Source organism: Amycolatopsis sp. PSD-21 (genome assembly GCF_055561455.1).
In genome coordinates this window covers 6,720,596-6,743,130 of the sequence record NZ_CM145712.1, presented here as the reverse complement: position 1 = coordinate 6,743,130, position 22,535 = coordinate 6,720,596, and the positions used below count along the sequence as shown (strand labels likewise).

Below are 22,535 nucleotides of genomic sequence, written 5' to 3'. Positions count from 1 at the left end.
CGGACGGACGACACATGGGCTTCGCCGGACGGCGGCGCATGTGTTTGGGGTGGACGACGCATGTGTTCGGTGGGCCGACACGTGTGTTTGGACGGACGGCGCGTGTGTTTAGGCAGACGGCGCGTGTGCTTGGGCGGACGGCGCGTGTGGTTGGAGGGACGGCGCGTGTGTCCAGGCGGGCGGCGCGCGTGCCTGGGTGGACGGCGCGTGCGTGTGGGGACGGAACACGCGGCGCGGAGCCGCTCGGCGTGATCGCTCCCTTATCACGCGTGTTCGGTCTTCAATCACGCGTGGCCCGTGCCTGGACACGCGAATCACGCCGATCTGCCCAGTACTGAGACAAGGGCGAGGAGCGCCGCGCCAGGGCGCGAAGGCAGGACCGCAAGGCCAACCTGGCGAGCCCGGAAAGCCGGGCCGCAAGGCTTACTCTGAGCGAGCCCGGAAGCCGTTACCGCCGAGCCCGGAAGGCCGGTACAGCCGACTCGGCGGACAAGCGGGCACCGCCTGATCCCGCAGCGGTCATTCAGTCTCCTTCCCAGGGTTTGAGGCGGATCTCGGACGGTTCACCGATCAACGTGAGCGGGTCGACGTACTCCTCGCCCCGCCGGACGCCGAAGTGCAGGCACGCCGGCTCCGGGCAGCCCGGGTGGCCCGCCGCGAGCGTGCCGAGCACCTGGCCCCGGTGGACCTGATCACCCGCGGTGACCGTCGGGGCGAGCGGTTGGTAGGTGGTGCGCAGGCCTCCGTCGTGATCGATCGACACCACTCCGCGGCCCGCCACCTGGCCGGCGAACATCACCACTCCCTCGGCGGCCGCGAGGACGTTCGCGCCCGGGGGTGCGGCGAGGTCGACGCCCCGGTGGCCGGGGCCGTACGGCGTCGAGGGCGGCTCGAAGTACCTGGTGACGCTCGGTGCCGGCGAGAGCGGCCAGGAGAGGCGCCCCTGCGGGGTGGGCGCCCCTCTCGCCGTCCCGGGCATCGCCGCGGACGTGAGGATCGCGAGCACGGTCGCGAGGATCGCCAGGCGGGGAAGGCGCCGGGCGTGCCCTGGGCGGCGGTGCCTGCCGCCGGTGCGGTCGATCGCGAAGGAATGCCTGGTGACAGGGCGGGATGAGGTCGTCGGTGTCATGTGTTCCAGGTTGGGGGTACGGCGTGGCGGGCGGGGCGCGCCGGTGGAATCTGTGGATAACCGAGGTGGTTGTGGACAACCCCTCTCATCAGGGGCTGCCGGTGCGGTACCCGGTGGCGACAGGGAGTAGACTCTTTTGCGCGGTCCGCGGCAGCGGACTGACTTCGCGTGCACGTGCGCGCTCCCGATGGCCGATCTCCTCACGGAGGGTCAGGACAGCCGGGGGCACACGGCCCGGCGGTCCCTGGGGTATTTCGCTCCCGGGTCCGGGCCCGAGCATCGGCACCAGGGCGATCGGCCACCCGGCCGAGAGCGACGAACCGAGCAAGCGCGTTCCGGCGGAGCCGGGCGCGCACGACACAGAAGAGGTTGATTCCGGCAATGGCCGTCGTCACCATGAAGCAGCTGCTCGACAGCGGCGTGCACTTCGGGCACCAGACCCGTCGGTGGAACCCGAAGATGAAGCGCTACATCTTCACCGAGCGCAACGGCATCTACATCATCGACCTGCAGCAGACGCTGACCTACATCGACCGTGCGTACGAGTTCATCAAGGAAACCGTCGCGCACGGCGGCACCATCATGTTCGTCGGCACGAAGAAGCAGGCCCAGGAAGCCATCGCGGCCGAAGCCTCGCGCGTGGGCATGCCCTACGTGAACCAGCGCTGGCTCGGCGGCATGCTGACCAACTTCCAGACGGTGCACAAGCGTCTTCTCCGCCTGAAGGAGCTCGAGTCGCAGGAGCAGACCGGCGGCTTCGCCGGCCTGACCAAGCGCGAAATCCTCACGCTCACCCGTGAGAAGGACAAGCTCGAGAAGACCCTCGGCGGTATCCGCGACATGGCCAAGGTGCCGAGCATCGTGTGGATCGTCGACACGAAGAAGGAGCACATCGCCGTCGGCGAGGCTCGCAAGCTGAACATCCCGGTCGTCGCGATCCTGGACACCAACTGCGACCCGGACGAGGTCGACTACCCGATCCCGGGTAACGACGACGCCATCCGTTCGGCCGCGCTTCTGACCAAGGTCGTGGCCGAGGCCGCCGCCGCCGGTCTGATGGCCCGCTCCAGCCGCAACGGTTCCTCCGCCGACGCCAAGCCCGAGGCGGGCGTCGCCACGGACGAGCCGCTGGCCGAGTGGGAGAAGGAGCTGCTCGCCGGCTCCGAGACCGCCGCCGCGGACGCCAAGGAAGCCGCCGCCGCGACCGAGGCCGCCACCGAGGCTCCGGCCGAGCAGGCCACCGCCTCCTCCTGATCCACCTGCCCGTGGGGCCGCCTGGAGGCGGCCCCACGGGTGACTTCCCCAAAAGACTTTCTCGTACCTGAAAAAGGACGGACACACCCACGATGGCGAACTACACCGCCGCAGACGTGAAGCGTCTCCGGGAGCTCACCGGCTCCGGCATGATGAACTGCAAGAAGGCGCTGGAGGAGAACGACGGCGACTTCGACAAGGCCGTCGAGTTCCTGCGCATCAAGGGCGCCAAGGACGTCGGCAAGCGCGCCGAGCGCGCCACCGCCGAGGGCCTCGTCGCCGGTGACGGCGGCGTGCTGATCGAGCTCGACTCCGAGACCGACTTCGTCGCGAAGAACGAGGACTTCCAGGCTCTCGCCGCGAAGATCGTCGAGGTCGCGAAGGCCGAGAAGACCAGCGACGTCGAGAAGCTGAAGGCCGCCTCGCTCGACGGCAAGACCGTCGACGAGCAGGTCCAGGAGCTGGCCGCCCGCATCGGTGAGAAGCTCGAGCTTCGCCGTGTCGCCGCTTACGAGGGCACCACCACCACGTACCTGCACCGTCGCGGTGCGGACCTCCCGCCCGCCGTCGGCGTGCTCATCGAGTACACCGGTGAGGGCGAGGCCGCCGCCGAGGCCGCCCGTGGCGCCGCCATGCAGGTCGCCGCGCTCAAGGCCAAGTACCTGACCCGTGAAGAGGTCCCGGCCGAGGTCGTCGAGAACGAGCGTCGCGTCGCCGAGGCCACCGCCCGCGAAGAGGGCAAGCCGGAGCAGGCCATGCCCAAGATCATCGAGGGCAAGGTCAACGCGTACTACAAGGACAACGTCCTGCTCGAGCAGCCGTCGGTCAAGGACAACAAGAAGACCGTCAAGGCCCTGCTCGACGAGGCCGGCGTGTCCGTGAGCCGGTTCGCCCGGTTCGAGGTCGGCCAGGCCTGATCCAGGCGCGGAACACAAGAATCACCACTGTGCCCCGTCTCCGTCCATCGGGGACGGGGCACAGTCGGGTTCGGAGCATTAGGGAGGGCGACATGGGTGTCCGGGTCGAAGGCGGATACCGGCGGGTGCTGCTGAAGCTGGGCGGCGAGATGTTCGGCGGCGGTTCCATCGGGGTTGATCCGGATGTGGTGCACTCGGTCGCTCAGCAGATCGCCGACGTCGCGCGGACGGGCGTGCAGATCGCCGTCGTGATCGGCGGTGGCAACTACTTCCGCGGCGCGGAGCTGTCGCAGCGCGGCATGGACCGCGACCGCGCGGACTACATGGCGATGCTCGGCACCGTCATGAACTGCCTGGCGTTGCAGGACTTTCTGGAGAAGGAGGGCCTGCCGACCCGCGTGCAGACCGCCATCACCATGGGGCAGGTCGCCGAGCCGTACATCCCGCGCCGCGCCGAGCGTCACCTGGAGAAGGGCCGCGTCGTCATCTTCGGCGCCGGGGTCGGCATGCCGTACTTCTCGACCGACACCGCCGCCGCGCAGCGCGCGCTCGAGCTCGGCTGCGAAGCCGTCTTGATGGCGAAGGCCGTCGACGGCGTCTACACCGCGGACCCGAAGAGCGACCCGACCGCCGAGATGTTCCACGAGATCAGTCACCGCGAGGTGCTGGAGCGGGACCTCAAGGTCGCCGACGCCACCGCGTTCAGCCTGTGCATGGACAACAACATGCCGATCATCGTGTTCAATCTGCTCACCGAGGGGAACATCGCCCGCGCGGTCAGTGGTGAGAGGATCGGCACCCTGGTCGACACCCCCGCCGACGGGGTGCCCGCGTAGGCCTGCTCTGATCTTCGCAATCGGTACGCATACACAACTACGGGAGTTGCCGTGATCGACGAGACCCTCCTCGACGCCGAGGAGAAGATGGAAAAAGCGGTGTCCGTCGCCAAGGAGGACCTGTCGTCGGTACGCACCGGCCGGGCCCACCCGGGGATGTTCTCGCGCATTGTTGTCGAGTACTACGGCGCGCCGACCCCGCTGAACCAGATGGCGAGCGTCAACATCCCCGAAGCCCGGATGGCGTTGATCAAGCCTTACGACCAGACCTCGCTCAACGCCATCGAGAAGGCGATCCGCGAGTCGGACCTCGGCGTCAACCCGAGCAACGACGGCAACGTGATCCGCATCGTCATCCCGCAGCTCACCGAAGAGCGCCGCAAGGAGATGGTGAAGGTCGCCAAGGCCAAGGGTGAGGACGCCCGCGTTTCGATCCGCAGCGTCCGCCGCAAGGCCAAGGAAGAGCTCGACCGGATCAAGAAGGACGGCGAGGCCGGCGAGGACGAGGTCGTCCACGCCGAGAAGGAACTCCAGAACCTCACTGATACCTACAGCCATAAGGTCGACGAGCTGGTGAAACACAAGGAAGCCGAGCTACTCGAGGTCTGATGAGCCAGGTGAGCGAGGAACGCGAGGACCGGGTGGACGCCCCGGAACCGGTTCCGGCCGAGAAGCCGGAACCGGCGAAGAAGGTTTCCCGCGCCGGCCGCAACCTGCCCGCCGCGATCGGGGTCGGGCTGCTGCTGGGGGCGGCGATCGTCACGTCCCTGCTCACCGTGCGCTATCTGTTCATCGGCATCATCGCGATCGCCATCGCGGTCGGCACGATCGAGCTGGCCGGCGCACTGAAGCGCGCGGCGGGCATCCGGATCGCGCTGGTCCCGGTGCTCGTCGGCGGTCAGGCGATGATCTGGCTGGCGTGGCCGTACGGCCGCGAGGGCGCGCTGACGGCGTTCGTGCTGACGGTGCTCGTCTGCCTGCTGTGGCGGTTGCCCGGCGGCGCGGACGGCTACCTGCGCGACATCAGCGCGTCGGTTTTCGCCGCCGCGTACATCCCGCTTTTCGGCGCCTTCGCCGCCATGCTCGTCCCGCCGGCGGACGGTGTCGGCCGGGTGCTGGCGTTCATGATCGGTGTGGTCGCTTCGGACACCGGCGGCTACATCGCCGGTGTACTGGGCGGCAAGCATCCGATGGCGCCCAGTATCAGCCCGAAGAAGACCTGGGAAGGGTTCGCCGGTTCGCTCGTGGCCGGAGTGGTCGCCGGCGCGCTGACCCTGAGCCTTCTCCTCGACGGTCACGCTTGGCAGGGCGTGCTGTTCGGCGCGGCGATCGTCTGCACGGCGACGCTGGGCGATCTCGTCGAGTCGCTGATCAAGCGTGACCTCGGCGTCAAGGACATGGGGAACATGCTGCCGGGGCACGGCGGGCTGATGGACCGGCTCGATTCGTTGCTCCCTTCCGCCGTCGTCTCCTGGCTGCTGCTCTCCGCATTCGTGCCTCTTTAGGCCAAGTCCCTGTGACGAGCCGGGCGCTCTGTCATGGCCGGGGGTATGCGCACTCGACGGATGGGTAAGCGATTTCTGGCCACGGCTCTGAGCTTGGTGACGCTCGGAGCGCTGACGACGACCGCGGCGGAGGCGGGCTGAGGCCCGGTCGTCGGCACGGATTCCGGTCCCGTCCGCGGCGTGAGTACCGGCGAATACCGGAGTTTCCAAGGTATTCCGTTCGCCGCGCCCCCGGTCGGTGATCTGCGCTGGGCGCCGCGCAAAGACCTGGACCCTGGACCGCGGTGCGGGACGCGAGCAGACCGGGGCCCCGGGTGCGCGCAGGCGGCGGGCTCGGCCCGGGGCCGAGTGACAACGAGGATTGCCTGTACCTCAACGTGATCAGCCCGGCCAAGCCGGCGCGGAAGCCGCGTCCGGTCATGGCCTGGGTCCACGGCGGCAGCTTCACGTACGGGCCGGAAGCGACTACGACTTCAAGCGCATGGCCCTCGGCGGGGACGTGGTCGTGGTGACCGTGAACTACCGGCTCGGCGTGTTCGGCTTCTTCGGGCTTCAGGACCAGAAGGCCGCGCTTCGCTGGGGGCAGCGCAACGCGCACGTCTTCGGGGGAGATCCGGGGAACGTCACGCTGTTCGGCGAATCGGCCGGCTCGATGAGCGCGTGCGCCCAGCTGGCTTCCCCGTCGGCGGCGGGGCTGTTCCAGCGCGTGATCATCCAGAGCAGTTACGAGTTCGCGGATCGCAACGGACCTTCGCTTCTCCCGGAATGTCCATGGGTGCCTCATATGGAGCCGAATTGGCCTATTTGTCCGATGTGACCGCACTTCCGGCGAATTTGACGTCCGCCCAGCAGGAACTGGCGGCGCTAATGATCCGGTATTGGACCGTCTTCGCGCGCACCGGTGATCCGAACGGCGGGGAACCGCCGAAATGGCGTCCCTCGCCGCGGACGCAATCGCCGGCGCCGGGCGCGATCGGCCCGGTCGACCTCGCGGCGGTGCACAATTGCCGGTTCTGGGCCGGTATTTGACCGGGGAGCGGGCTCAGTCGTCGTAGGGATCGTCGACTTCGGCGGTGCCCCAGCCCTCGACGGCCCGCGAGTGGTCGATCACGGCGAACACCGAACCGTCGGGGTCGGCGAGGATCGCCATCCGGCCGTACGGGGTGTCGTAGGGCTGGACCACGACGGTACCGCCGAGCATCAAGGCCTGTCCCGCGGCGGCGTCCGCGCCGCGGGCCGGGTCGAGCTCGAAGTAGACCATCCAATGCGGGGGCGTGTCCGGCCGGTACTCCGAACCCATCACGTACCGGTAGAGCACGGGTTCGTGTTCGATGAGCCATTCGGCGTAGTCGAGCGAGGCGCCGTCGCCGATCTGGTGGCTGGTGTAGTTGAAGAGGCGGCAGTAGAAGTGATCCGCCGCCGCCCCGTCGTGGGTGTTGAGATCCGCGCCGCTGAAGGTGTTCGGCACCCCGGTCGCGAACTCCCAGGTGGCGGGCGGCTCCCAGAAGACGACGTGCGCGCCGCACGCGTCGACGGCGTGGACGATGTTGCCGCGATGGGGGATCGCCACCGGCCCGAGCGTGACCCGGCCACCGAGACTGTCGACCCATTCGGCGGCCGCGGCCGCCTGTGGCACCGAGATGTGGACGCTCCAGCCTGCCGGGCCGCCGGTAGCCGCGCGGTACAGACCACCGGCCGGGACGCCGTTCAGCGTGGCGATCGAGTAACGGCCGGTCGGTGTCGCCGGATCGCGCTGGACGACGTACTCCCAGTCGAAAAGCCCGCTGTAGAAGGTTTGTGCGGCCGATTCGTCTCTGCACGCGAGCTCGATCCAGCACGGGATTCCCGAAGGTATGACGGAAGTGTGGGCGGCCGAGCCGAGCGACATGCGGTTCTCCCTTACCGGTGGGAGTAAAGTCTAGTCGCTGACCGCATTGTTTCCGTCAAAGATTTCGACCGGACGACCCCGGAACCCGGCCCGGTGTCCCTTCGTTGGAGCTTCCGTGCGCTGGTTTCCCCGAGCCCTCTCCTCCTTCCGCCGCGGCGGTGAGGAGGTGTTGCCGAGCCCGAACATCTGGTACTACCAGAAGGCCTACGAGGTCGAGAATCGCGCGCAGGACGTCGACGACGAGATCTGGCGCGTGCTCGCCGGGTATCGCGATTGGTCCGGCGCGGACGTCCTCGACATCGGCTGCGGTGACGGTTTCCATCTGCCGCGGTTCGCCGCGACGGCGCGGTCGGTGGTCGGGGTCGAACCTCATGAGCCGCTCGTCCTCGACGCGCGGAAACGGGTGGAGCGACTGGAGAACGTCGAGGTGCGGCAGGGGCGTGCCCAGCGGCTTCCCTTACCGGACGCGGCTTTCGACGTCGTCCACGCGCGCACCGCGTACTTCTTCGGCCCCGGTTGCGAGCCCGGTCTTCGCGAAGCGGAGCGGGTGCTGCGTCCGGGCGGGCTGTTGGTGATCGTGGATCTCGATGTGTCGAGTGAGCCCTACGGACGCTGGATGCGGCTGGATCTTCCGCACTACGACCCGCCCGGGGTGGAGAAGTTCTTCGCCCGTCAGGGATTCGGCTGTCGCAAGGTCATGACGCGGTGGCTGTTCGAGGACGCCGCCGCGATGGAGGCGGTGCTGAAGATCGAGTTCAGCGCTCCGGTCGCGGCGAAGGCGATCGCGGACGTGCGGCGCCTGAACGAGGTTTCGTCAGGTGCCGGAGAGAAGCGGATGACGCTGCCGGTGGGCTATCGCGTGCATACCCGCGTCAAGCCCACCGGCCTCGTCGTGCCAGGTCACTCCGCGTCCTCGTCCGGAGTGGCGTCCTCGGCCTCACCGAGGATGCCGTAGATCGTCCGGCGTGCCTCGTTGAGCACGTCGACGGTGCGGGCCTGCTGGCTTTCGCTGCCGGCGTGCATCACCTGCGCGACCGCCGCGGCCAGGGTCGCGCCGGCCTTGCGGAGGTTGACCTCGGCCGGGTCGACGTCGTGGGCGATCTGCTCCCACGGCGGGACGGCGTCCTGCTGCTCGGCCGCGGCTCGGCCGGATTCGGTGAGTTCGAACAGCTTCTTGCCGTTCTCGTCCTTGCTGATCACCAGGCCTTCGTCGGCCAGCAACTGCAAGGTCGGGTAGACCGAGCCGGGGCTCGGCTTCCAGAAGCCGCCGCTGCGTTCGCCGATCTCGCGGATGATCTCGTAGCCGTGCCTCGGCTGCTCCGACAGCAGCGCCAGGATCGCGGCGCGGACGTCGCCGCGTTTGCCGCGCCGCCCGGGACCGCCGCGGCGGCCGTGCCGGTGCCGGTGGCCCGGTCCGCCCGGACCAGGCGGGAAGTCGCCGAAGCCGCCGCGGGACCAAGGTCCGAAGGCGGGCCGGCCGTGTTCTGGGGGGAAGGGTCGTCGTCGCATGAGGTGAATCCTTTCTACGTACTGTCTCGACACGTTCACGATATATCGGAAACAGTCGCACGGCAACCCGTTCTGGGTGATCTGGCTCTCAGGAGAGGTCGAGCGCGAGCAGATCGATGCCGCCGAAGTCGAACTCGCCGACCTTCCGCCAGCCCCAGCGCCGGTACAGCCGCCGGGCGGGAGCCTCGACGCGGGACGCGAGTACGGCGAACCGCTCGGGCCGCTCTTTCAGCAGGTCATCGAGCAGAGCGCGGCCGAGCCCGCGACCGCGGAGCTCGGGGAGGAGCGCCAGCTCGTACACGTAGAACAGCGCTTCGCCGTCGAGCCACGACGGCGCCGGAGCCGTCGCGCGTTCGGGCCACCAGCCGATTTCCTGCCGGACTCCGTAGGCGAAGCCGCCGAGTGCTCCGGCCTCGCGCACCGTCGTCATGGCGAACCCGGGGAGCGCGGCGTGTTCGGCGAACAGCACGCCGAAGCGGGCGACGTCGTCCTCGCCTTCGAGGTACGGCGGTTCGCGGTAGACGCGGCGGTAGACGTCGTCCAGTTCAGAGCGCACGGTTCAGTCTGCCCAGCACCACGATCGCCACGCCACAACAGCCGATCAGCACCAGCCACGGCAGAGCCGCACCGTGCGACAGCAGCCAGGTGAACGTCGCCGGAGCGATCACCCGCGCAACGCTCCACACGAGTTCTTCAAGGCCGAGATAGCGGCCGCGCAGCCGCGCCGGGGCGATCGCGACCGTCAGCGCGCTGCTGGTCGGCGCCTGGAGCAGTTCGGCGGCGGTGAAGACGATCATCGCGAGGGTGAGCACGAGGAACGCCGTCGTGGGCCGCCCGGTGGGCACCAGCGCGAACAGGACGAACGACACCGCCCACACCGCGGCCGAGACCTGGAGCGTCCGCGGCATGCGACGCCGCTCGACCCGGCGCGACACCACGGTCTGCGCGAGCACGACCAGCACCGTGTTGATCGCGAACAGGACACCGGGCTGCCAAGCCGGCAGCTTCAGGCCGTCGAGGACGTACGCGCTCAGCAAGACGGTCAACGCCAGATCGCACAACGCGAAGACGAAGACGGTCACGAGGACGCTCCGGAAGATCCGGTCGGCGAGCACCTTCCGGTAGCCGCCTGGGGGAACGGCCTCGGATCCGCTCTCGCGAGGGGTGCCCGCCGGGGCTCGCCACGAGGCGACCAGAACCGCGGCGACGACGAAACTCGCCGCGTTGACCAGCACGATCGTCGTGTAGCCGCCGGTGCCGCCCCAAGCGACCATCGCGGCGCCGAGCAGCCCGCCGAGCCCGATGCCGACGTTGCGCAGCGCGCGTTCCATCGCGTACCAGCGGGCGCGCTGGCCCTCGTCGGCGACCTGTGCCACCAGCGCGCCGGTCGACGGCCAGAACATGCCTTCGCCCCAGAACGTGATCGCGGCCAGGACGACCAGATGCCAGGCCTCGCCGGCGAAGACGTAGCCGGTGAAGGTCACCGCGCGGATCAGGTTGGCGGTGATCACCATCCGTCCCGGCCCGAACCGGTCGATCAGCCGTCCCGCGAGCGGGCCCGACGGCAGCGCGATCATCGCCGCGATCGACAGCGCCGCTCCGACGGCCGTGAGTGACAGACCCTTCGCCGCGTGGAAGTACACGACGGCGAACGGCAGGAACAAACCGGTCCCCAGCGCGTCGACGCTTTGCGCCGCGATGAGCGGGAACCGGCCGCGAGTGCTCGGGAGCCCGAGCAGGTCGGCGGCGGCCATCACGCGTGGGGGAGCGGGAAGACGTTGAGTTCGTGCTCGGCGAGCGGTTCGTCGCGCCAGCCGAGCGCCACTGCCGCGTCGGCGATCCTTCCGTTGCCCCACAACGGAGATCCGGCGGGGAAGTTCGACACGAGCCCCGGGACCAGCGTATGCGCGGCATGGAATCCGGCGGCCGCGACGTCGCAGGTAGTCAGGTCTACGCTGATCACCTCGAATCCCCGGGCTTCGACGCGGGCTTGGTAGGCCTTCAGCCGCCGTTCCCCGAGTGCGGGAAGGTCGTCCCAGCCACGGCTCGGCAGGTCCCTGAGCCAGGGCGCCACTCGCTTCACGGCCCGCGGGTCGAGATAGAGCTGTTGCTGGCAAAGGAGATCCGCGACGTCGGCGAAGTCCTCGCGGTACGAGTCCAGGTAGCGCCGATCGGCCCGGTGCGGTTTGAGGTTGCCCAGATGCGGCAGGTCCCGGCGCATGCCCGCCAGTTCGCGTTCGTCGTCGAGGGCGCGGCAGGTGTGCTGGAGCGTGAACCCTTCGGCGAGCGCCTTCTTCGCGGCCTCGAGCGCGTCCGGCCGGGTCGCGAAACCGATCGACAGCCAGCGTTTCACGCGGTCGAGGACCACCGCTGCGACCACCGGGACGTCGAACTCGTTGTCCAGGTGGATGAGCGTGACCTCGTAGTCGTCGGTGGCGTCGGCGATGAGCGACCGGATCTCGTCCGGGATCGAGAGCCTGCCGAGCCGTGGCGTGTTGGCCCACCAAAGCATGGTGGTGTCGCGTTCGAGGACCTCTTCGAGGCCGGAGGTGACGGCGTGCTCCTCGGTGGTCCCGCTCGCGAGGCCGGCGATCAGCGGATCGGCGAAATACGCTTCCTCCGGCCGTCGTTCGTTCGAGAACAGGAAGGCCGGAACCCAGACGGGTTCGCCGGTGGTGTGGGAGAAGCCTTCCACCCAAGAACATTCCGTGTCCTGGGTCAGTGGCGCGAACGGGAAACCCGGCGACCGGTACTGCGTGGCCGAATAGAGGTTCAGCCGTTGCGGGTCGAGTGCGGGGACGCCGTAGCGGAAGAATTGCTTGTAGCTGCCGAAGCACACTTCGCGCTCCGGAGCGAGCCAGCTTCCGCAGTAGCGCTCCACCGCTTCGCCGATGGCCGACTGACGCGCGAGGTCGAAGTCGTGCCACGACGTGCCGAAGGCCTGACGGTCGTTGGGCCAGTTCGTCACGCGGCGCATGTCCGCGACATCGACCGCGCAGACCCGCAGCCGGGCGGGCATTCCCGGCGCGGGTGGGATCTCGCCGACGCCGGTCACGATCCCGGTCTGGTCGTCCACCAGCAGTCCGGGGTCGGTCGTGGCGGGAATGGACCGGGCCCGGTCGGGTACGGGGAGGATCGGACGGCGGATCTCGGTGAGGTCCGCCGGGTTGAGTTCGATCTCGCCGGTGGTCAGGCCGGAGCGTCCGCCGGAGAGCCAGTGTTCGAGATGGACGGCGAGGGTGGTCAGCGCCCAGCGGGCGTCGCCCGGCCGAAGCGGGTTGGAGTCCGAGGGGGCCGAGAGGAACGCTTCGACGACTCGCGGGTCCTGTGCGGCGGAGCGGCGCCGCGCGACGACGTCGGCGAAATCGATGCCGCCGGGCGCGATCGCGGGTCCGGCGATCACCCGGCCGCGTTCGCGGCGCAACGGCAGCCAGCGCACCCCGCTGCCGGCGCACAACGCGTCCAGCGCGATCAGTTCGGTGTAGGCGGGGTGATCGAACGCCGCGACCACGACGGTGTTTTCCGTGTCCACTTCGGACAGATCGTGGAAGTAGGGGACCGTCTCGACGCTCGCGTACCCACCGCCGCGGAGGATTTCCGTTAACGGCTCGGTGAGCGCGGGCGAGCCGGTGAGCAGGATCGAGGTGGCGGCGACGTCGTCGTCCCCGGTGTCACGGCCGGAGCTGAGGCAGCCGTCCGCTTCGAGGATCTCCATCATCTCCTCGTAGTCCGGATCCATTCCGGCCAGCAGTTCGGCACGGGTGCGGGTGCCGTCGCATCGGCTCGCCCAGGCGCGGAACTCCCGGGTCGGCGCGGCGATGTAGAACTGGCCCCCGCTGGGCGTGACGAGAAAGCAGAGCTCCGGTTCGAGATCGGTGATCTCGATTCCGTCGAGCCGCGGTCTGACCTCTTCGGACCCCATGGCAACCCCATCGTTTCCAGGACTCCCGCCTCGCCGCCGCGGTCCAGGGCGCGGGACCGCGGCGGCGCGGGCGGCGTTGTCGGCCGGTTTACTTGGCGGCGGAACGGTTGTGGACGACCGCGCGGTTGTGCACGACGGCCCGGTTGTGGACGACCGCCCGGTTGTGGACCACGGCGCGGTTGTGGACGACGACGGCGGCGGGGCGCTCGAAGGTCGAGATCATGGGTCCTCCTGATTTTCGCTCGGGGTCGTCACGCTCCGTGGCGCGACATGACCAAGTCTCGGGCCGGGCGTGACCTCCCGACGTCTCCTGATGTGCGATCCGCACGGACGGCCCGGGCACGCTTCACGTGACCTGGGAAACAGCGATCCGGGGCGGCCAAGGCGCGTCGAAGGTGGACATGGGACACTGAGTGAGCTATGACTGCCCTCCCTCTCGTCTTCGACGCGCCCAAGCGCGGCCTTCCGCCGCGCCACCTCGCCGACCTTTCCGCCGCCGAGCGGGCCGCTGCCGTCGCCGAGCTGGGGGAGAAGCCGTTCCGCGCGAAGCAGCTTTCGAACCATTACTTCTCGCGGCTGACGGTGGACCCGGAGGAGATGACCGACATCCCGGCGGCGTCGCGGGAGAAACTCGTCGGCGATCTGATGCCGACGCTGCTCACCGAGATCAAGGCGCTCGCCTGCGACGACGGCACCACGCGCAAGACGCTGTGGCGCGCGCACGACGGGACGCTCCTGGAGAGCGTGCTGATGCGCTACCCGGATCGGGCGACCCTGTGCATCTCGAGCCAGGCGGGTTGCGGCATGGCGTGCCCGTTCTGCGCGACCGGCCAGGGCGGCCTCGACCGGAACCTGTCGACCGCGGAGATCGTCGACCAGGTCCGTGCCGCCGCCGCGGTGATGCGCGACGGAGCGATGCCCGGCGGACCCGGACGGCTGTCGAACATCGTCTTCATGGGCATGGGCGAGCCGCTGGCCAACTACAAGCGGGTGGTGGCGGCGGTCCGGCGGATCACGGATCCCTCGCCGGACGGGCTCGGTATCGGACAGCGTTCGGTGACGGTGTCGACGGTGGGTCTCGCGCCGGCGATCCGCAAGCTCGCGGACGAGAAGATGCAGGTGCGGCTGGCGGTTTCGCTGCACACGCCCGACGACGAGCTGCGGGACACGCTGGTGCCGGTGAACGAGCGCTGGTCGGTGGACGAGGTCCTCTCCGCGGCCCGGTACTACGCGGACACGTCCGGCCGCCGGGTGTCGATCGAGTACGCGCTGATCCGGGACGTCAACGATCAGCCTTGGCGTGCCGAGCTGCTGGCGAAGCGGCTTCGTCAGCACCTGGGCCAGCTGGTGCACGTGAACGTGATCCCGCTGAACCCGACGCCGGGCAGCAAGTGGGACGCCTCGCCGAAGCCGGTGGAGCGGGAGTTCGTCCGGCTGGTGAACGCGGGCGGAGTGGCGTGCACGGTCCGTGACACGCGTGGTCAGGAGATCGCGGCGGCGTGCGGTCAGCTCGCCGCCGAGAACTGAGTTCTTCCTTTCAGTGATGGAGATTTTGTCGTGATGTATGCCCCCAGCCTGCTGGATCCGGCTGCGGAGGAGCTGAAGCTCACGGACGTGATCGGCCACGGCGCGACCGGTGTCGCGCGCGAGGCCAGGACGTTGCTCGGTGAGCGGTTCAGCTCGGTGACCTTCATGTACGTCCTGATGCGGGCGTTCGAGGTGGAGTACATGGCGGCGCGGGACGCTTCGCGGTGGCACGAGTTCCACGGCGGGCCGTACGCGTTGTCCGACGCCGACCTCGAAGCCCTGCTGGCGCCCTGGCTCGGTTCCCGCCGCTAGACCGCGAGGTGACAGGATGCGGGCGTGTATTGCCTGCAGGCCGTCGTCGTCACCGAGTCCGCACGCGCTGAATTGCCCGCTTCGGTCGAGGGCGCGCGGCTCGTCCCGGTCGGGCATCACCTGTCACTGATGCCGTTGCCCGAGACGCTGCCGGAAGCCGGGGAATTCCGGACCGTGCTCGCAGCGTGCTCCGAGCACGGCGCCGTGGCGTACATCGAGGCCGAGTACTTCGGTGGTGTCGGGACGCAATCCGCGCAGGTGTGGGACCGCGGCGAGACGGTCCTCGGCCCGCTGCACCTTGCCGAGGACGAGCCGGCCCCGGCCGCCGGCAGTCCGATTTCCCAGGCGCTTCGGCGGCTCGGCGTGGCCAAGGGCGACCACTTCGACGAGTTCGATGCCGTCGGGCTCGGCAGGCACCGCCACACCGGCGATTGGCTCTCCTCCTAGCGATCCACTCCTCCTCTGCCGCTGGGCCGGACGGCCCAGTCACGCGGCGGTCATGGCCGTCGGCGGCGACACTCGATGGAGACTCACGAGGAGGTGGACCGGATGTCCGCGACCAAGGCGAGACAGGTGCGCCACAACACGGCCGTCCAGGTACTCGGACGGATCGGGATGGGCTGCTACGGGCTGGTGTACCTGCTCATCGGGTACCTGGCGGTGCGCGTCGCCGTCGGCGGTGGCGGCCAGGAGGCCGACGGCCGTGGCGCGATCACCGAGGTCGGCTCGACCCCGATGGGCGGTGTGCTGTTGTGGGTGCTGGCGGCGGGGCTGGTGGCCTACGGCCTGTGGCAGGGGCTGCTGGCCGCTGTCGGTTACACCTGGATCGACAAGCAGCGGAAACGCACCGTGAAACGGGTGACGTCCGGCGTGCGCTGTGTGGTGGGGATTTCCTTGGGCGTCTACGCGGCCAGGGTCGCCATGGGCTCGGGGGAGCAGGGCAGCGGCGACCAGAAACAGCAGGAGTTCACCGCGCGGCTGCTCGGGTTGCCCGCCGGGCCGTTCCTGGTGACCTTGGTGGCCGTCGTCGTGTTCGGGGTCGCGGTGGGTTCGGTGGTGAAGGGCGTGCGGCGGACCTTCCTGCAGGATCTCGACCTCTCGCGGCTCCCGTCGGGGACGCGGCGGTGGGTCGAGCGCCTCGGCAGGATCGGATACGTGGCAAGGGGTGTCGTATTCGGCGTGGTCGCGGTACTCGTCGGCTACGCGGCGCTGACGCACGACGCGGCCCGCTCCGGCGGGCTCGACGCAGCCCTGCGGACCTTGGCCGCTCAGCCGTTCGGCACGGTACTGCTCATCGTGGTGGCCGCCGGGGTCGCGGCCTTCGGCGTGTACTGCGTCGGGGCGGCACGGGCCCAGCGCGGCTGACGGCGCGGCCTTGTCCCGCCCCGGAACCGAGGCGGGACAAGGGAACTACTCGACGGCCAGTTCGCCCAGCTCCGACCAATCGTCCTGATCGACCTTCGCGTTGACGATGCGCGGCGTCTCGGCCAGGTACCGCGGAAGCTCGCGCTGGGCCGTGCGGAAATGTTCCGAACCGACGTGGGCGGCACCCGCCTCGTCGTCGCGGAACGCTTCGACGAGCACGTATTCGTCCGGGTCGTCGAGGCTGCGAGCCCAGTCGTACCAAAGACAACCGGGCTCGGCCCGGGTCGCCTCGGTGAACTCGCGCGCGATCTCCGGCCATCGGTCCGCGTGTTCGGGGCGGACCCGGAACTTCGCCGTGATGAAGATCATGAGAACTGGATTCCCCCGTCGATCATCACCGATTGGCCGGTCATGTAGTCGGAATCCGGCGAAGCGAGATACGACACGTACGCCGCCACGTCCTCGGGAACGGAGACGCGGCCGAGATGGATCAGGTTCGAGTACTTCTCGATCGCCTGTCCCTTCCGGATTCCTTCCGATTCCGCCAGTTTCTCGTCGATGAGGTCCCACATGGCCGTCCCGACGATGCCGGGGCAGTACGCGTTGACGGTGATGCCGTGGCGCGCCCATTCCATCGCGGCGGCCTGGGTCAGCCCGCGCACCGCCCATTTGGACGCGGAATAGTGGCCGAGCAACGCGAACGGGCGATGGGCGACGATGGAGGCCGCGCCGATGATCTTGCCGCCGTTGCCCTGCCGGATCATCTGCTTCGCCGCGGCCTGGTAACAGAGGAAGATGCCGCGCGCGTTGACGGCCATCATCCGGTCCCAGTCCTCCGGGGTCACTTCGAGCAGCGGCAGGACCTGCGCGATCCCCGCGTTCGCCACCATGACGTCGAGGGAACCCAGCGCGCCGGCGGTTTCGGCGACCATGGCGGTGACCGATTCCGGGTCCGAAACGTCCGCCGTGATCGCCGCGGAGCGCCGTCCCGTTTCGCGGATCTCCTTGGCGACCGCTTCGAGTTCCGCTTCGTTGGCTGCGACGTCGTTGACCGCGACGTCGTGCCCGTCGGCGGCGAGCCGGAGCGCGATCCCCTTTCCGATTCCTCGTGCCGCACCGGTGACGAGTACGTTCTTGCTCATGCGATGACTCCCTTGTTCGCCTGGGCTTGAACGGAAGGTAGGGGCGGCGACGGCAGCTTGGGAGTGGCCTCGTGTCTCACTTTGAGACACGGCGATCAGAGCGACGACGCGGCGCGATAGTCCTTCGGCGAGGTGCCGAGAAGCCGGGTGAACATCGTGGAGAACGCGGCGGGGCTCTCGTAGCCGAGCGAGGCGGCGATCCCGGCGATGGGAAGACCGTCCGACAGCAGCGAGAGGGAATGCAGGACGCAGGCCCGCTGCCGCCAGCGGGCGAAACCCATCCCGGTTTCGGTGGTGAAGAGCCGGTTCAGCGTCCGCTCGCTCACGTGCAGCCGGGCGGCCCAGCCGCCGGCCGGATCGTGGATGTCCGGATCGTCCAAAAAGGACTCGCACAGGGCGCGCAGCCGGTCGTGCTTGGGCAGCGGGAGATCGAGGCGGACCGGGGCGGCCCGGCGGATCTCGTGCAGGGCCAGGCCGATGACCGCGGCGTCCCGCCCGCGCGGGGTGTACAGCTCGGGCACGCCGACGGCCTCGTTCAGGAGTTCGCGGAGGAGCGCGGAGACTTCGACGACCTGGCAGCGGCGCGGGAACCAGGGCACCGCCTTCGGCTCGATGTACAGGCTCCGGGTGCTCACGGTCGTGGTGAAGACCTGATGGACCGTTTCCGGCGGCACGAGCACCGCCCGCCGTGTCGGGATGGTCCACGTGCCGTCGGCCGTTTCGACCCGCATCGATCCCGTCGCGCTGTAGAGGAACTGCGCCCGCCGGTGCCGATGCGGCAGGATCCGGTGCCCCGGCGGGTAATCGGTGCGGATGGCCACCACCGCGCGGTCGAGGTGGTCGACCTCGTCGATGGGGATGTCGCGCACATCACCCAGCGTACGCCGGATGTCCGATACGCGAAAGAAAGTGGCGTTCTTTCGAATGCCCGCCGCGCCCAGGGCGCCTACCGTCGCAGGAGTGCTGATCGAGATCTCGGTGCTCCTCGCGTTCGGATGCCTGAGCGGGGTCACCACCGTCCTTTTCGGATTCGGCGGCGGATTCGTCACCGTTCCCGTCGTCTACGCCTTCGCGCTCGCCGCCCCGGAGAACGCGTCGTCCGCGATGCACGTGGCGGTGGCCACGTCGACCGCGGTGATGGTGGTCAACGCCGGGAGCGCGACCGCCGCGCAACTGCGGACTGGACGGCTTCGCCGCGACTACCTGTGGCCGCTCATCGCGTTCATCGGCCTGGGCGCCGTGCTCGGGTCCTTCGCGGCGACCATGGCCGACGAGGGCGTGCTGCGCTGGCTCTTCGTCGCTTATCTCGCGCTGACCATCGCCGACAGCGTGGCCCGGAAGGGATTCGTGAACAGGCGGGACGACGGCCTGCCGCGTGCGCTCGGCGGGTTCACCACCAGCGCGGGCGGCACCGGGATCGGTGCCGTGGCGAGCTTCCTCGGGGTCGGGGGCAGCGTCCTCACCGTCCCGCTCATGCGGCGCAAGGGTTTGCCGATGGCCGACGCGGCCGCGCTGGCGAACCCGCTGAGCCTGCCGGTGGCGGTGATCGGCACGGCCGTCTACGCCTTCGCGGCGACGGATCCGGCCCCGGGCGCCGCCCACCTCGGCTACATCGACCTGGTGGCCGCGGGTGCGCTGCTGTGCGGGTCGCTGCCCGCCATCGCCGTGACCCGCCGGGTGGTCGGCCGCATCCCGGATCGCGCCCACGCCATCGCGTACCTCGCCTTGCTCGCCACCGCACTGATAGCGGTCGTCGTCCGTTAGTGATCCGATGAGTTCGGCTCATGTCAAGCCTTGACAAGGCCTCACCGGGATGGCAAGGGGTTATCGACAGGCAAAGATCCGACGAATCCTCTATACCTTTGGGGGAACTTGCGCCAAGATCTCCCGCATGAAACTGAGATCGATCACCAAACGCATGTTCGTTCTCGGACTGCTGACGGCTCTCGGGACCACCGGGGCGACGTCGGTGGCCACCGCCGAACCCCAGCTGCCGCCTGCCGAGGTCAACGCGACCGGACAGCCGCACGGCGCCTGGGACCCCGTCGGCCCGAACAGCGTCGGCGGGCTGCTGGCGGTTTCACCCGCCGGTCTCGCGATGATGGTGCCCGGCCCGCCCGCCCTGTGGCTCTCCGGCGACCGCGGCGCCTCGTGGACCGTGCGCAGGGGCCTGCCGGCGGACACGTCCATCCAGGGATTCTTCGCCGATCCGGTGAACCCGGACCGGATGCTCGCGGTGGGCAACTCGCCCGGCGGGATGCCCGGCGAGTGGCACGGGATGTTCCTGCGGACCACCGACCGTGGCCAGACCTGGGAGACTCTGCGCGAGTGGTACCCCGACGGCGCGTTCGGGATGGCCACGGACCCGACAGGCCGGGTCGTCGTGGTGCAGAACCTCGACTCGCTGAGCGTCAGCATCGACGGCGGCGAAAACTGGAACGACGTGCCGAGGACCTGGCCGCGCGAGGGGATCGCCTCGCCGGTCGGCGCGCTCAAGCTCACGATGGTCGGCGACGACGCCTACTTCACGACGGTCTACCCCGAATACGCGCTCTGGGCGGTCCGCGGGGTCAGCGGCAAGGAGCCGCAGGCCGAACTCGTCTACCGGACGAACGGCGAGGTCAATCAGGTCGCCGCGGACGGCGGGCGCCTCGTGGTCACGGTCGGCTCCGAACTACACGGCTCCACCGACGGTGGCAAGACCTGGACGGTGCTGCGCCGCGAGCCCGCCGGGCAGACCCTGCGCGAACCACGTTTCGTCGGCGGACGGCTGTACGTCTCGACGTATAACGACATAGACGTCAGCCCGGACTTCGGCCGCACCTGGGCCCGCAAACCGGTGCCCGCCCCGGGCGAAGGCGTCAGCGACATGATCGAGCTTCCCGCAGCGCCGGGCAAACCCGCCACCACGTTGATCTCCTCGCTGTACCGCGGCGTGTACGCCGATGGCGGCAAGAGCGGATACCAGCAGATCGGCGTGCCCGGTGAGACCATTCGCGACCTCGTGACCACCGGGAACCTCCTGCGGGAGAGCGTCGTCGCGGCCGGTGTGCAGGAGATCTACAACACCCCGCTCCCGCGCGGCAAGGTCTCCGCGACGGACCGGGTCTGGCAGTCGCACCCCACCGACCGGCTGCACGAGGACGCGAGCCTGTCCGTCTCGCCGGGCCGCCCGGACGTCGTCTGGCAGGTCACCAGGAACGGGTTCTCGCTCGACGTGCTGCGCAGCGGCGACGGCGGGCGGAGCTGGCAGTTCGCGGCGAAGGCGAAGGAAGGGCTCCCCAGGACGATCTTCGCTCACCCGGCCGATCCGGACCGGATCATCGTCTCGGCCTTCGCGCCCAGCGGTTACGTGCTCCATCGCAGCGACGACGCCGGGAAGACCTGGGAAAAGCTCTCGATCGACAGTGGCTTCACCACGTTCGCCGGTGATCCGTGGAACCCGAACCGGGTCTGGGGCGGGGACTCCGGCGGCCTGTCCCGGTCGGACGACGGCGGCAAGACCTGGACCCACGTCACGAGCCAACCGGTCAGTTCGATCTCCGTCAGCCGGTGGGGTGGCGGCCGCGTGCTCATCGGCGGCGCGGGCATCCACCTGAGCGAGGACGGCGGCCGGACGTTCCGCCGGGTCCGCGACGGCGAGGACCCCCGTGAGATCAGCCGCATCCTGCCGCATCCGTTCGACTTCCGGGTGTGGTTCGCGAGCGACGCGACCGGGGGAGGCGTGCTGCGCAGCACGGACTTCGGCCGCACCTGGTCGCCCGTGCCCGGCGCGCTGCCCGATCCCAGGGTGCTCTCCCTGGCGATCAGCGCGGACGGCCGGTATCTGTTCGCCGGCACCGCGCAGTCCGGCGCGTACCGGTTGAAGCTGTACTGAGTCCTGGCGCTTCGTGGCCGGAGAAAGTTCCGGCCACGAAGCGTTTACTCGGTCCCCCGTCGAATGTCAGAGTCGAGGGCATGGCCATCGACGTCGCCGCCCTCCGGCTGCACTTCCCTTCCCTCGCCGACGGAACCGCCTTCTTCGACGGGCCCGCGGGTACCCAGACACCCCGGCCCGTCGCCGACGCCATCGCCCGGACGCTCACCGGTCCGCTGTCGAACCGGGGCAAGGTCAGCCCGTCCGAACTCAACGCGGAGAACGCCGTCGCCGCGTTCCGTGCCGCTTACGCCGACTTCCTCGGTGTGCCAGCCGAAGGTGTCGTCCACGGCCGCAGCGCCACCCAGCTGACGTACGACTTTTCCCGGCACCTGGCCAAAAACTGGCGTGCGGGCGACGAGATCGTCGTCAGCCGTCTCGATCACGACGCCAACGTCCGGCCGTGGGTCCAGGCCGCGGACCGAGCCGGGATGACCGTCCGCTGGCTCGACGTCGATCCCGAGACCACCGAACTCGACCTCGATACGCTGGTCCTCACCGAAAGGACGAAGCTGGTCGCGGTCACGGCGGCCTCGAACGTCCTCGGCACGAAGCCGCCGATCCGCCGGATCGCTGATCTCGCCCACGACGCCGGGGCGCTGGTGTTCGTGGACGGAGTCCACTACGCCGCCCACGACCTGGTGGACGTTCCCGCGCTGGGAGCGGATTTCTTCGTCTGCTCGCCCTACAAGTTCCTCGGCCCGCACTGCGGGGTGCTCGGCGCGTCGCCGTCACTCCTCGAAACCGTCGAGCCGGACAAGCTCATGCCGTCGCCCGACACCGTGCCCGAACGGTTCGAATTCGGGACGCTGCCGTACGAAATACTCGCGGGCGCGACGGCGGCCGTGGACTTCCTCGCCGCGCTCGACCCGGGATCGGCCGGATCGCGGCGGGCGCGGCTGGCGAACTCGATGAACTCGTTGCACGAGCACGAAAGCCTGCTGCTCGCCCGGTTGGAGAAGGGACTGGGCGACGCCGTCACCGTCCACGGCAAGGCCGCCGACCGGACGCCGACCGTCCTGATGGGCCTCGGCGGCCGCGAGCGCGAGGCGCAGGAGTACCTCGCCGAGAGGAACGTCGTCGCACCGGCGGGATCCTTTTACGCATACGAAGTCTTCGCGGCCCTGAAGCTGGAGGACCCCGCGCTCCGCGTCGGGCTGGCACCGTACACCAGCACCGAGGACGTCGACAGGCTGCTGGACGGGCTTTCGGCTTTCGGGTGACAGACCACAGTGGACAGTGCGGCGACCCGCACCGGACGGGCTCCACCGCATGTCGTCCACCTGATCATGCGTGTCGTCCGTTCGGGCACG

At 69.3% G+C, this 22,535-nt stretch carries 24 protein-coding genes and 1 pseudogene; 15 read left to right on the top strand and 10 right to left on the bottom strand.

The features are described 5' to 3' along the window. Positions 1-523: 523 nt before the first annotated feature. Positions 524-1,129, bottom strand: a complete 606-nt coding sequence (locus tag ACZ1DY_RS31555) for a murein hydrolase activator EnvC family protein (RefSeq protein WP_257485203.1) — start codon at positions 1,127-1,129, stop codon at positions 524-526. A 381-nt stretch (positions 1,130-1,510) separates the two neighbouring features. Between ACZ1DY_RS31555 and rpsB the strand changes: the two genes are divergently transcribed. The 7 genes and pseudogenes from rpsB (at position 1,511) to ACZ1DY_RS31520 (ending at position 6,670) form a co-directional block, all read left to right on the top strand. Next, entirely contained in the window at positions 1,511-2,383 is an 873-nt protein-coding gene (gene rpsB / locus ACZ1DY_RS31550) for a 30S ribosomal protein S2 (RefSeq protein WP_034310929.1), read from the top strand. Between the two features lie 92 nt (positions 2,384-2,475). Beyond that, complete coding sequence (tsf, locus tag ACZ1DY_RS31545; protein WP_007032885.1) at positions 2,476-3,300, top strand: translation elongation factor Ts; 825 nt, start codon at positions 2,476-2,478, stop codon at positions 3,298-3,300. Between the two features lie 92 nt (positions 3,301-3,392). Beyond that, positions 3,393-4,136 carry a UMP kinase gene (gene pyrH, locus ACZ1DY_RS31540; RefSeq protein ID WP_005154669.1) on the top strand — a complete coding sequence of 248 codons (744 nt, stop codon included), beginning with the start codon at positions 3,393-3,395 and terminating at the stop codon, positions 4,134-4,136. Between the two features lie 51 nt (positions 4,137-4,187). Then, the gene (gene frr / locus ACZ1DY_RS31535; RefSeq protein ID WP_034310934.1) at positions 4,188-4,745 is read left to right on the top strand and encodes a ribosome recycling factor; all 558 of its coding nucleotides are present in this window, start codon (positions 4,188-4,190) and stop codon (positions 4,743-4,745) included. Next, positions 4,745-5,641, top strand: coding sequence for a phosphatidate cytidylyltransferase (locus ACZ1DY_RS31530; RefSeq protein ID WP_126733405.1), 897 nt, complete (start codon positions 4,745-4,747; stop codon positions 5,639-5,641). The genes frr and ACZ1DY_RS31530 overlap by 1 nt, the downstream gene beginning before the upstream one ends. Positions 5,642-5,821: 180 nt before the next feature. After that, positions 5,822-6,458: pseudogene (locus tag ACZ1DY_RS31525) on the top strand (carboxylesterase family protein). Beyond that, positions 6,455-6,670 carry a carboxylesterase family protein gene (locus tag ACZ1DY_RS31520; RefSeq protein WP_257485204.1) on the top strand — a complete coding sequence of 72 codons (216 nt, stop codon included), beginning with the start codon at positions 6,455-6,457 and terminating at the stop codon, positions 6,668-6,670. Before ACZ1DY_RS31525 ends, ACZ1DY_RS31520 begins: the two are co-directional and overlap by 4 nt. 13 nt (positions 6,671-6,683) lie before the next feature. On the opposite strand, the gene ACZ1DY_RS31515 is transcribed toward ACZ1DY_RS31520, so the two are convergent. Beyond that, on the bottom strand, positions 6,684-7,529 hold the full coding sequence (locus ACZ1DY_RS31515) for a VOC family protein (RefSeq protein ID WP_257485205.1): 846 nt from the start codon (positions 7,527-7,529) through the stop codon (positions 6,684-6,686). Positions 7,530-7,644: 115 nt separating this feature from the next. On the opposite strand from ACZ1DY_RS31515, the gene ACZ1DY_RS31510 reads away from it, so the two are divergent. After that, a complete protein-coding gene (locus ACZ1DY_RS31510) occupies positions 7,645-8,484 on the top strand; it encodes a class I SAM-dependent methyltransferase (protein WP_465481816.1) in 840 nt (279 codons plus the stop codon). Here ACZ1DY_RS31510 and ACZ1DY_RS31505 read toward each other — a convergent pair. The 5 genes from ACZ1DY_RS31505 to ACZ1DY_RS31485 all read right to left on the bottom strand — a co-directional run bounded on the left by ACZ1DY_RS31505 (position 8,430) and on the right by ACZ1DY_RS31485 (position 13,183). Next, entirely contained in the window at positions 8,430-9,038 is a 609-nt protein-coding gene (locus ACZ1DY_RS31505) for a PadR family transcriptional regulator (RefSeq protein WP_126733402.1), read from the bottom strand. The genes ACZ1DY_RS31510 and ACZ1DY_RS31505 overlap by 55 nt on opposite strands. 88 nt (positions 9,039-9,126) lie before the next feature. Next, complete coding sequence (locus ACZ1DY_RS31500; protein ID WP_126733401.1) at positions 9,127-9,594, bottom strand: GNAT family N-acetyltransferase; 468 nt, start codon at positions 9,592-9,594, stop codon at positions 9,127-9,129. Next, on the bottom strand, positions 9,584-10,792 hold the full coding sequence (locus ACZ1DY_RS31495) for an MDR family MFS transporter (protein WP_465481815.1): 1,209 nt from the start codon (positions 10,790-10,792) through the stop codon (positions 9,584-9,586). The genes ACZ1DY_RS31500 and ACZ1DY_RS31495 overlap by 11 nt, the downstream gene beginning before the upstream one ends. After that, entirely contained in the window at positions 10,792-12,960 is a 2,169-nt protein-coding gene (locus ACZ1DY_RS31490) for a YcaO-like family protein (protein ID WP_465481814.1), read from the bottom strand. Before ACZ1DY_RS31490 ends, ACZ1DY_RS31495 begins: the two co-directional genes overlap by 1 nt. A gap of 88 nt (positions 12,961-13,048) precedes the next feature. Beyond that, on the bottom strand, positions 13,049-13,183 hold the full coding sequence (locus tag ACZ1DY_RS31485) for a hypothetical protein (RefSeq protein WP_257485210.1): 135 nt from the start codon (positions 13,181-13,183) through the stop codon (positions 13,049-13,051). 197 nt (positions 13,184-13,380) lie between these two features. Here ACZ1DY_RS31485 and rlmN point away from each other — a divergent pair, with 197 nt between their 5' ends. The 4 genes from rlmN to ACZ1DY_RS31465 all read left to right on the top strand — a co-directional run bounded on the left by rlmN (position 13,381) and on the right by ACZ1DY_RS31465 (position 16,164). Continuing rightward, positions 13,381-14,487 carry a dual-specificity RNA methyltransferase RlmN gene (rlmN, locus tag ACZ1DY_RS31480; RefSeq protein ID WP_457952296.1) on the top strand — a complete coding sequence of 369 codons (1,107 nt, stop codon included), beginning with the start codon at positions 13,381-13,383 and terminating at the stop codon, positions 14,485-14,487. Between the two features lie 33 nt (positions 14,488-14,520). After that, a complete protein-coding gene (locus ACZ1DY_RS31475) occupies positions 14,521-14,799 on the top strand; it encodes a hypothetical protein (protein ID WP_126733397.1) in 279 nt (92 codons plus the stop codon). A 24-nt stretch (positions 14,800-14,823) separates the two neighbouring features. Beyond that, positions 14,824-15,246: a hypothetical protein gene (locus tag ACZ1DY_RS31470; protein ID WP_465481813.1), complete on the top strand. Its 423-nt coding sequence runs from the start codon at positions 14,824-14,826 to the stop codon at positions 15,244-15,246. A gap of 102 nt (positions 15,247-15,348) precedes the next feature. Then, positions 15,349-16,164 carry a DUF1206 domain-containing protein gene (locus tag ACZ1DY_RS31465; RefSeq protein ID WP_257485213.1) on the top strand — a complete coding sequence of 272 codons (816 nt, stop codon included), beginning with the start codon at positions 15,349-15,351 and terminating at the stop codon, positions 16,162-16,164. Between the two features lie 45 nt (positions 16,165-16,209). Here the strand turns inward: ACZ1DY_RS31465 and ACZ1DY_RS31460 are convergent, their stop codons facing one another. The 3 genes from ACZ1DY_RS31460 to ACZ1DY_RS31450 form a co-directional block, all read right to left on the bottom strand. Then, positions 16,210-16,533, bottom strand: coding sequence for a putative quinol monooxygenase (locus ACZ1DY_RS31460; protein WP_257485214.1), 324 nt, complete (start codon positions 16,531-16,533; stop codon positions 16,210-16,212). Beyond that, on the bottom strand, positions 16,530-17,306 hold the full coding sequence (locus ACZ1DY_RS31455; RefSeq protein ID WP_465481812.1) for an acetoin reductase: 777 nt from the start codon (positions 17,304-17,306) through the stop codon (positions 16,530-16,532). The genes ACZ1DY_RS31460 and ACZ1DY_RS31455 overlap by 4 nt, the downstream gene beginning before the upstream one ends. A gap of 95 nt (positions 17,307-17,401) precedes the next feature. Beyond that, on the bottom strand, positions 17,402-18,175 hold the full coding sequence (locus ACZ1DY_RS31450; RefSeq protein WP_465481811.1) for an AraC family transcriptional regulator: 774 nt from the start codon (positions 18,173-18,175) through the stop codon (positions 17,402-17,404). Between the two features lie 91 nt (positions 18,176-18,266). Here ACZ1DY_RS31450 and ACZ1DY_RS31445 point away from each other — a divergent pair, with 91 nt between their 5' ends. From ACZ1DY_RS31445 to ACZ1DY_RS31435, 3 genes are all read left to right on the top strand, one after another. Further along, positions 18,267-19,070 carry a sulfite exporter TauE/SafE family protein gene (locus ACZ1DY_RS31445; RefSeq protein WP_465481810.1) on the top strand — a complete coding sequence of 268 codons (804 nt, stop codon included), beginning with the start codon at positions 18,267-18,269 and terminating at the stop codon, positions 19,068-19,070. 127 nt (positions 19,071-19,197) lie between these two features. Next, a complete protein-coding gene (locus tag ACZ1DY_RS31440) occupies positions 19,198-21,183 on the top strand; it encodes a peptidase S8/S53 subtilisin kexin sedolisin (RefSeq protein ID WP_465481809.1) in 1,986 nt (661 codons plus the stop codon). Between the two features lie 80 nt (positions 21,184-21,263). Continuing rightward, positions 21,264-22,445, top strand: a complete 1,182-nt coding sequence (locus ACZ1DY_RS31435; protein ID WP_465481808.1) for a cysteine desulfurase-like protein — start codon at positions 21,264-21,266, stop codon at positions 22,443-22,445. Positions 22,446-22,535: the final 90 nt, after the last annotated feature.

Bases quoted from the DNA above. Each gene is read 5' to 3' on its own strand.
- ACZ1DY_RS31555 (WP_257485203.1), bottom strand. From the start codon at position 1,129: ATGACACCGACGACCTCATCCCGCCCTGTCACCAGGCATTCCTTCGCG.
- rpsB (WP_034310929.1), top strand. From the start codon at position 1,511: ATGGCCGTCGTCACCATGAAGCAGCTGCTCGACAGCGGCGTGCACTTC.
- tsf (WP_007032885.1), top strand. From the start codon at position 2,476: ATGGCGAACTACACCGCCGCAGACGTGAAGCGTCTCCGGGAGCTCACC.
- pyrH (WP_005154669.1), top strand. From the start codon at position 3,393: ATGGGTGTCCGGGTCGAAGGCGGATACCGGCGGGTGCTGCTGAAGCTG.
- ACZ1DY_RS31530 (WP_126733405.1), top strand. From the start codon at position 4,745: ATGAGCCAGGTGAGCGAGGAACGCGAGGACCGGGTGGACGCCCCGGAA.
- ACZ1DY_RS31515 (WP_257485205.1), bottom strand. From the start codon at position 7,529: ATGTCGCTCGGCTCGGCCGCCCACACTTCCGTCATACCTTCGGGAATC.
- ACZ1DY_RS31505 (WP_126733402.1), bottom strand. From the start codon at position 9,038: ATGCGACGACGACCCTTCCCCCCAGAACACGGCCGGCCCGCCTTCGGA.
- ACZ1DY_RS31495 (WP_465481815.1), bottom strand. From the start codon at position 10,792: ATGGCCGCCGCCGACCTGCTCGGGCTCCCGAGCACTCGCGGCCGGTTC.
- ACZ1DY_RS31490 (WP_465481814.1), bottom strand. From the start codon at position 12,960: ATGGGGTCCGAAGAGGTCAGACCGCGGCTCGACGGAATCGAGATCACC.
- ACZ1DY_RS31485 (WP_257485210.1), bottom strand. From the start codon at position 13,183: ATGATCTCGACCTTCGAGCGCCCCGCCGCCGTCGTCGTCCACAACCGC.
- rlmN (WP_457952296.1), top strand. From the start codon at position 13,381: ATGACTGCCCTCCCTCTCGTCTTCGACGCGCCCAAGCGCGGCCTTCCG.
- ACZ1DY_RS31475 (WP_126733397.1), top strand. From the start codon at position 14,521: ATGTATGCCCCCAGCCTGCTGGATCCGGCTGCGGAGGAGCTGAAGCTC.
- ACZ1DY_RS31465 (WP_257485213.1), top strand. From the start codon at position 15,349: ATGTCCGCGACCAAGGCGAGACAGGTGCGCCACAACACGGCCGTCCAG.
- ACZ1DY_RS31460 (WP_257485214.1), bottom strand. From the start codon at position 16,533: ATGATCTTCATCACGGCGAAGTTCCGGGTCCGCCCCGAACACGCGGAC.
- ACZ1DY_RS31455 (WP_465481812.1), bottom strand. From the start codon at position 17,306: ATGAGCAAGAACGTACTCGTCACCGGTGCGGCACGAGGAATCGGAAAG.
- ACZ1DY_RS31440 (WP_465481809.1), top strand. From the start codon at position 19,198: ATGAAACTGAGATCGATCACCAAACGCATGTTCGTTCTCGGACTGCTG.
- ACZ1DY_RS31435 (WP_465481808.1), top strand. From the start codon at position 21,264: ATGGCCATCGACGTCGCCGCCCTCCGGCTGCACTTCCCTTCCCTCGCC.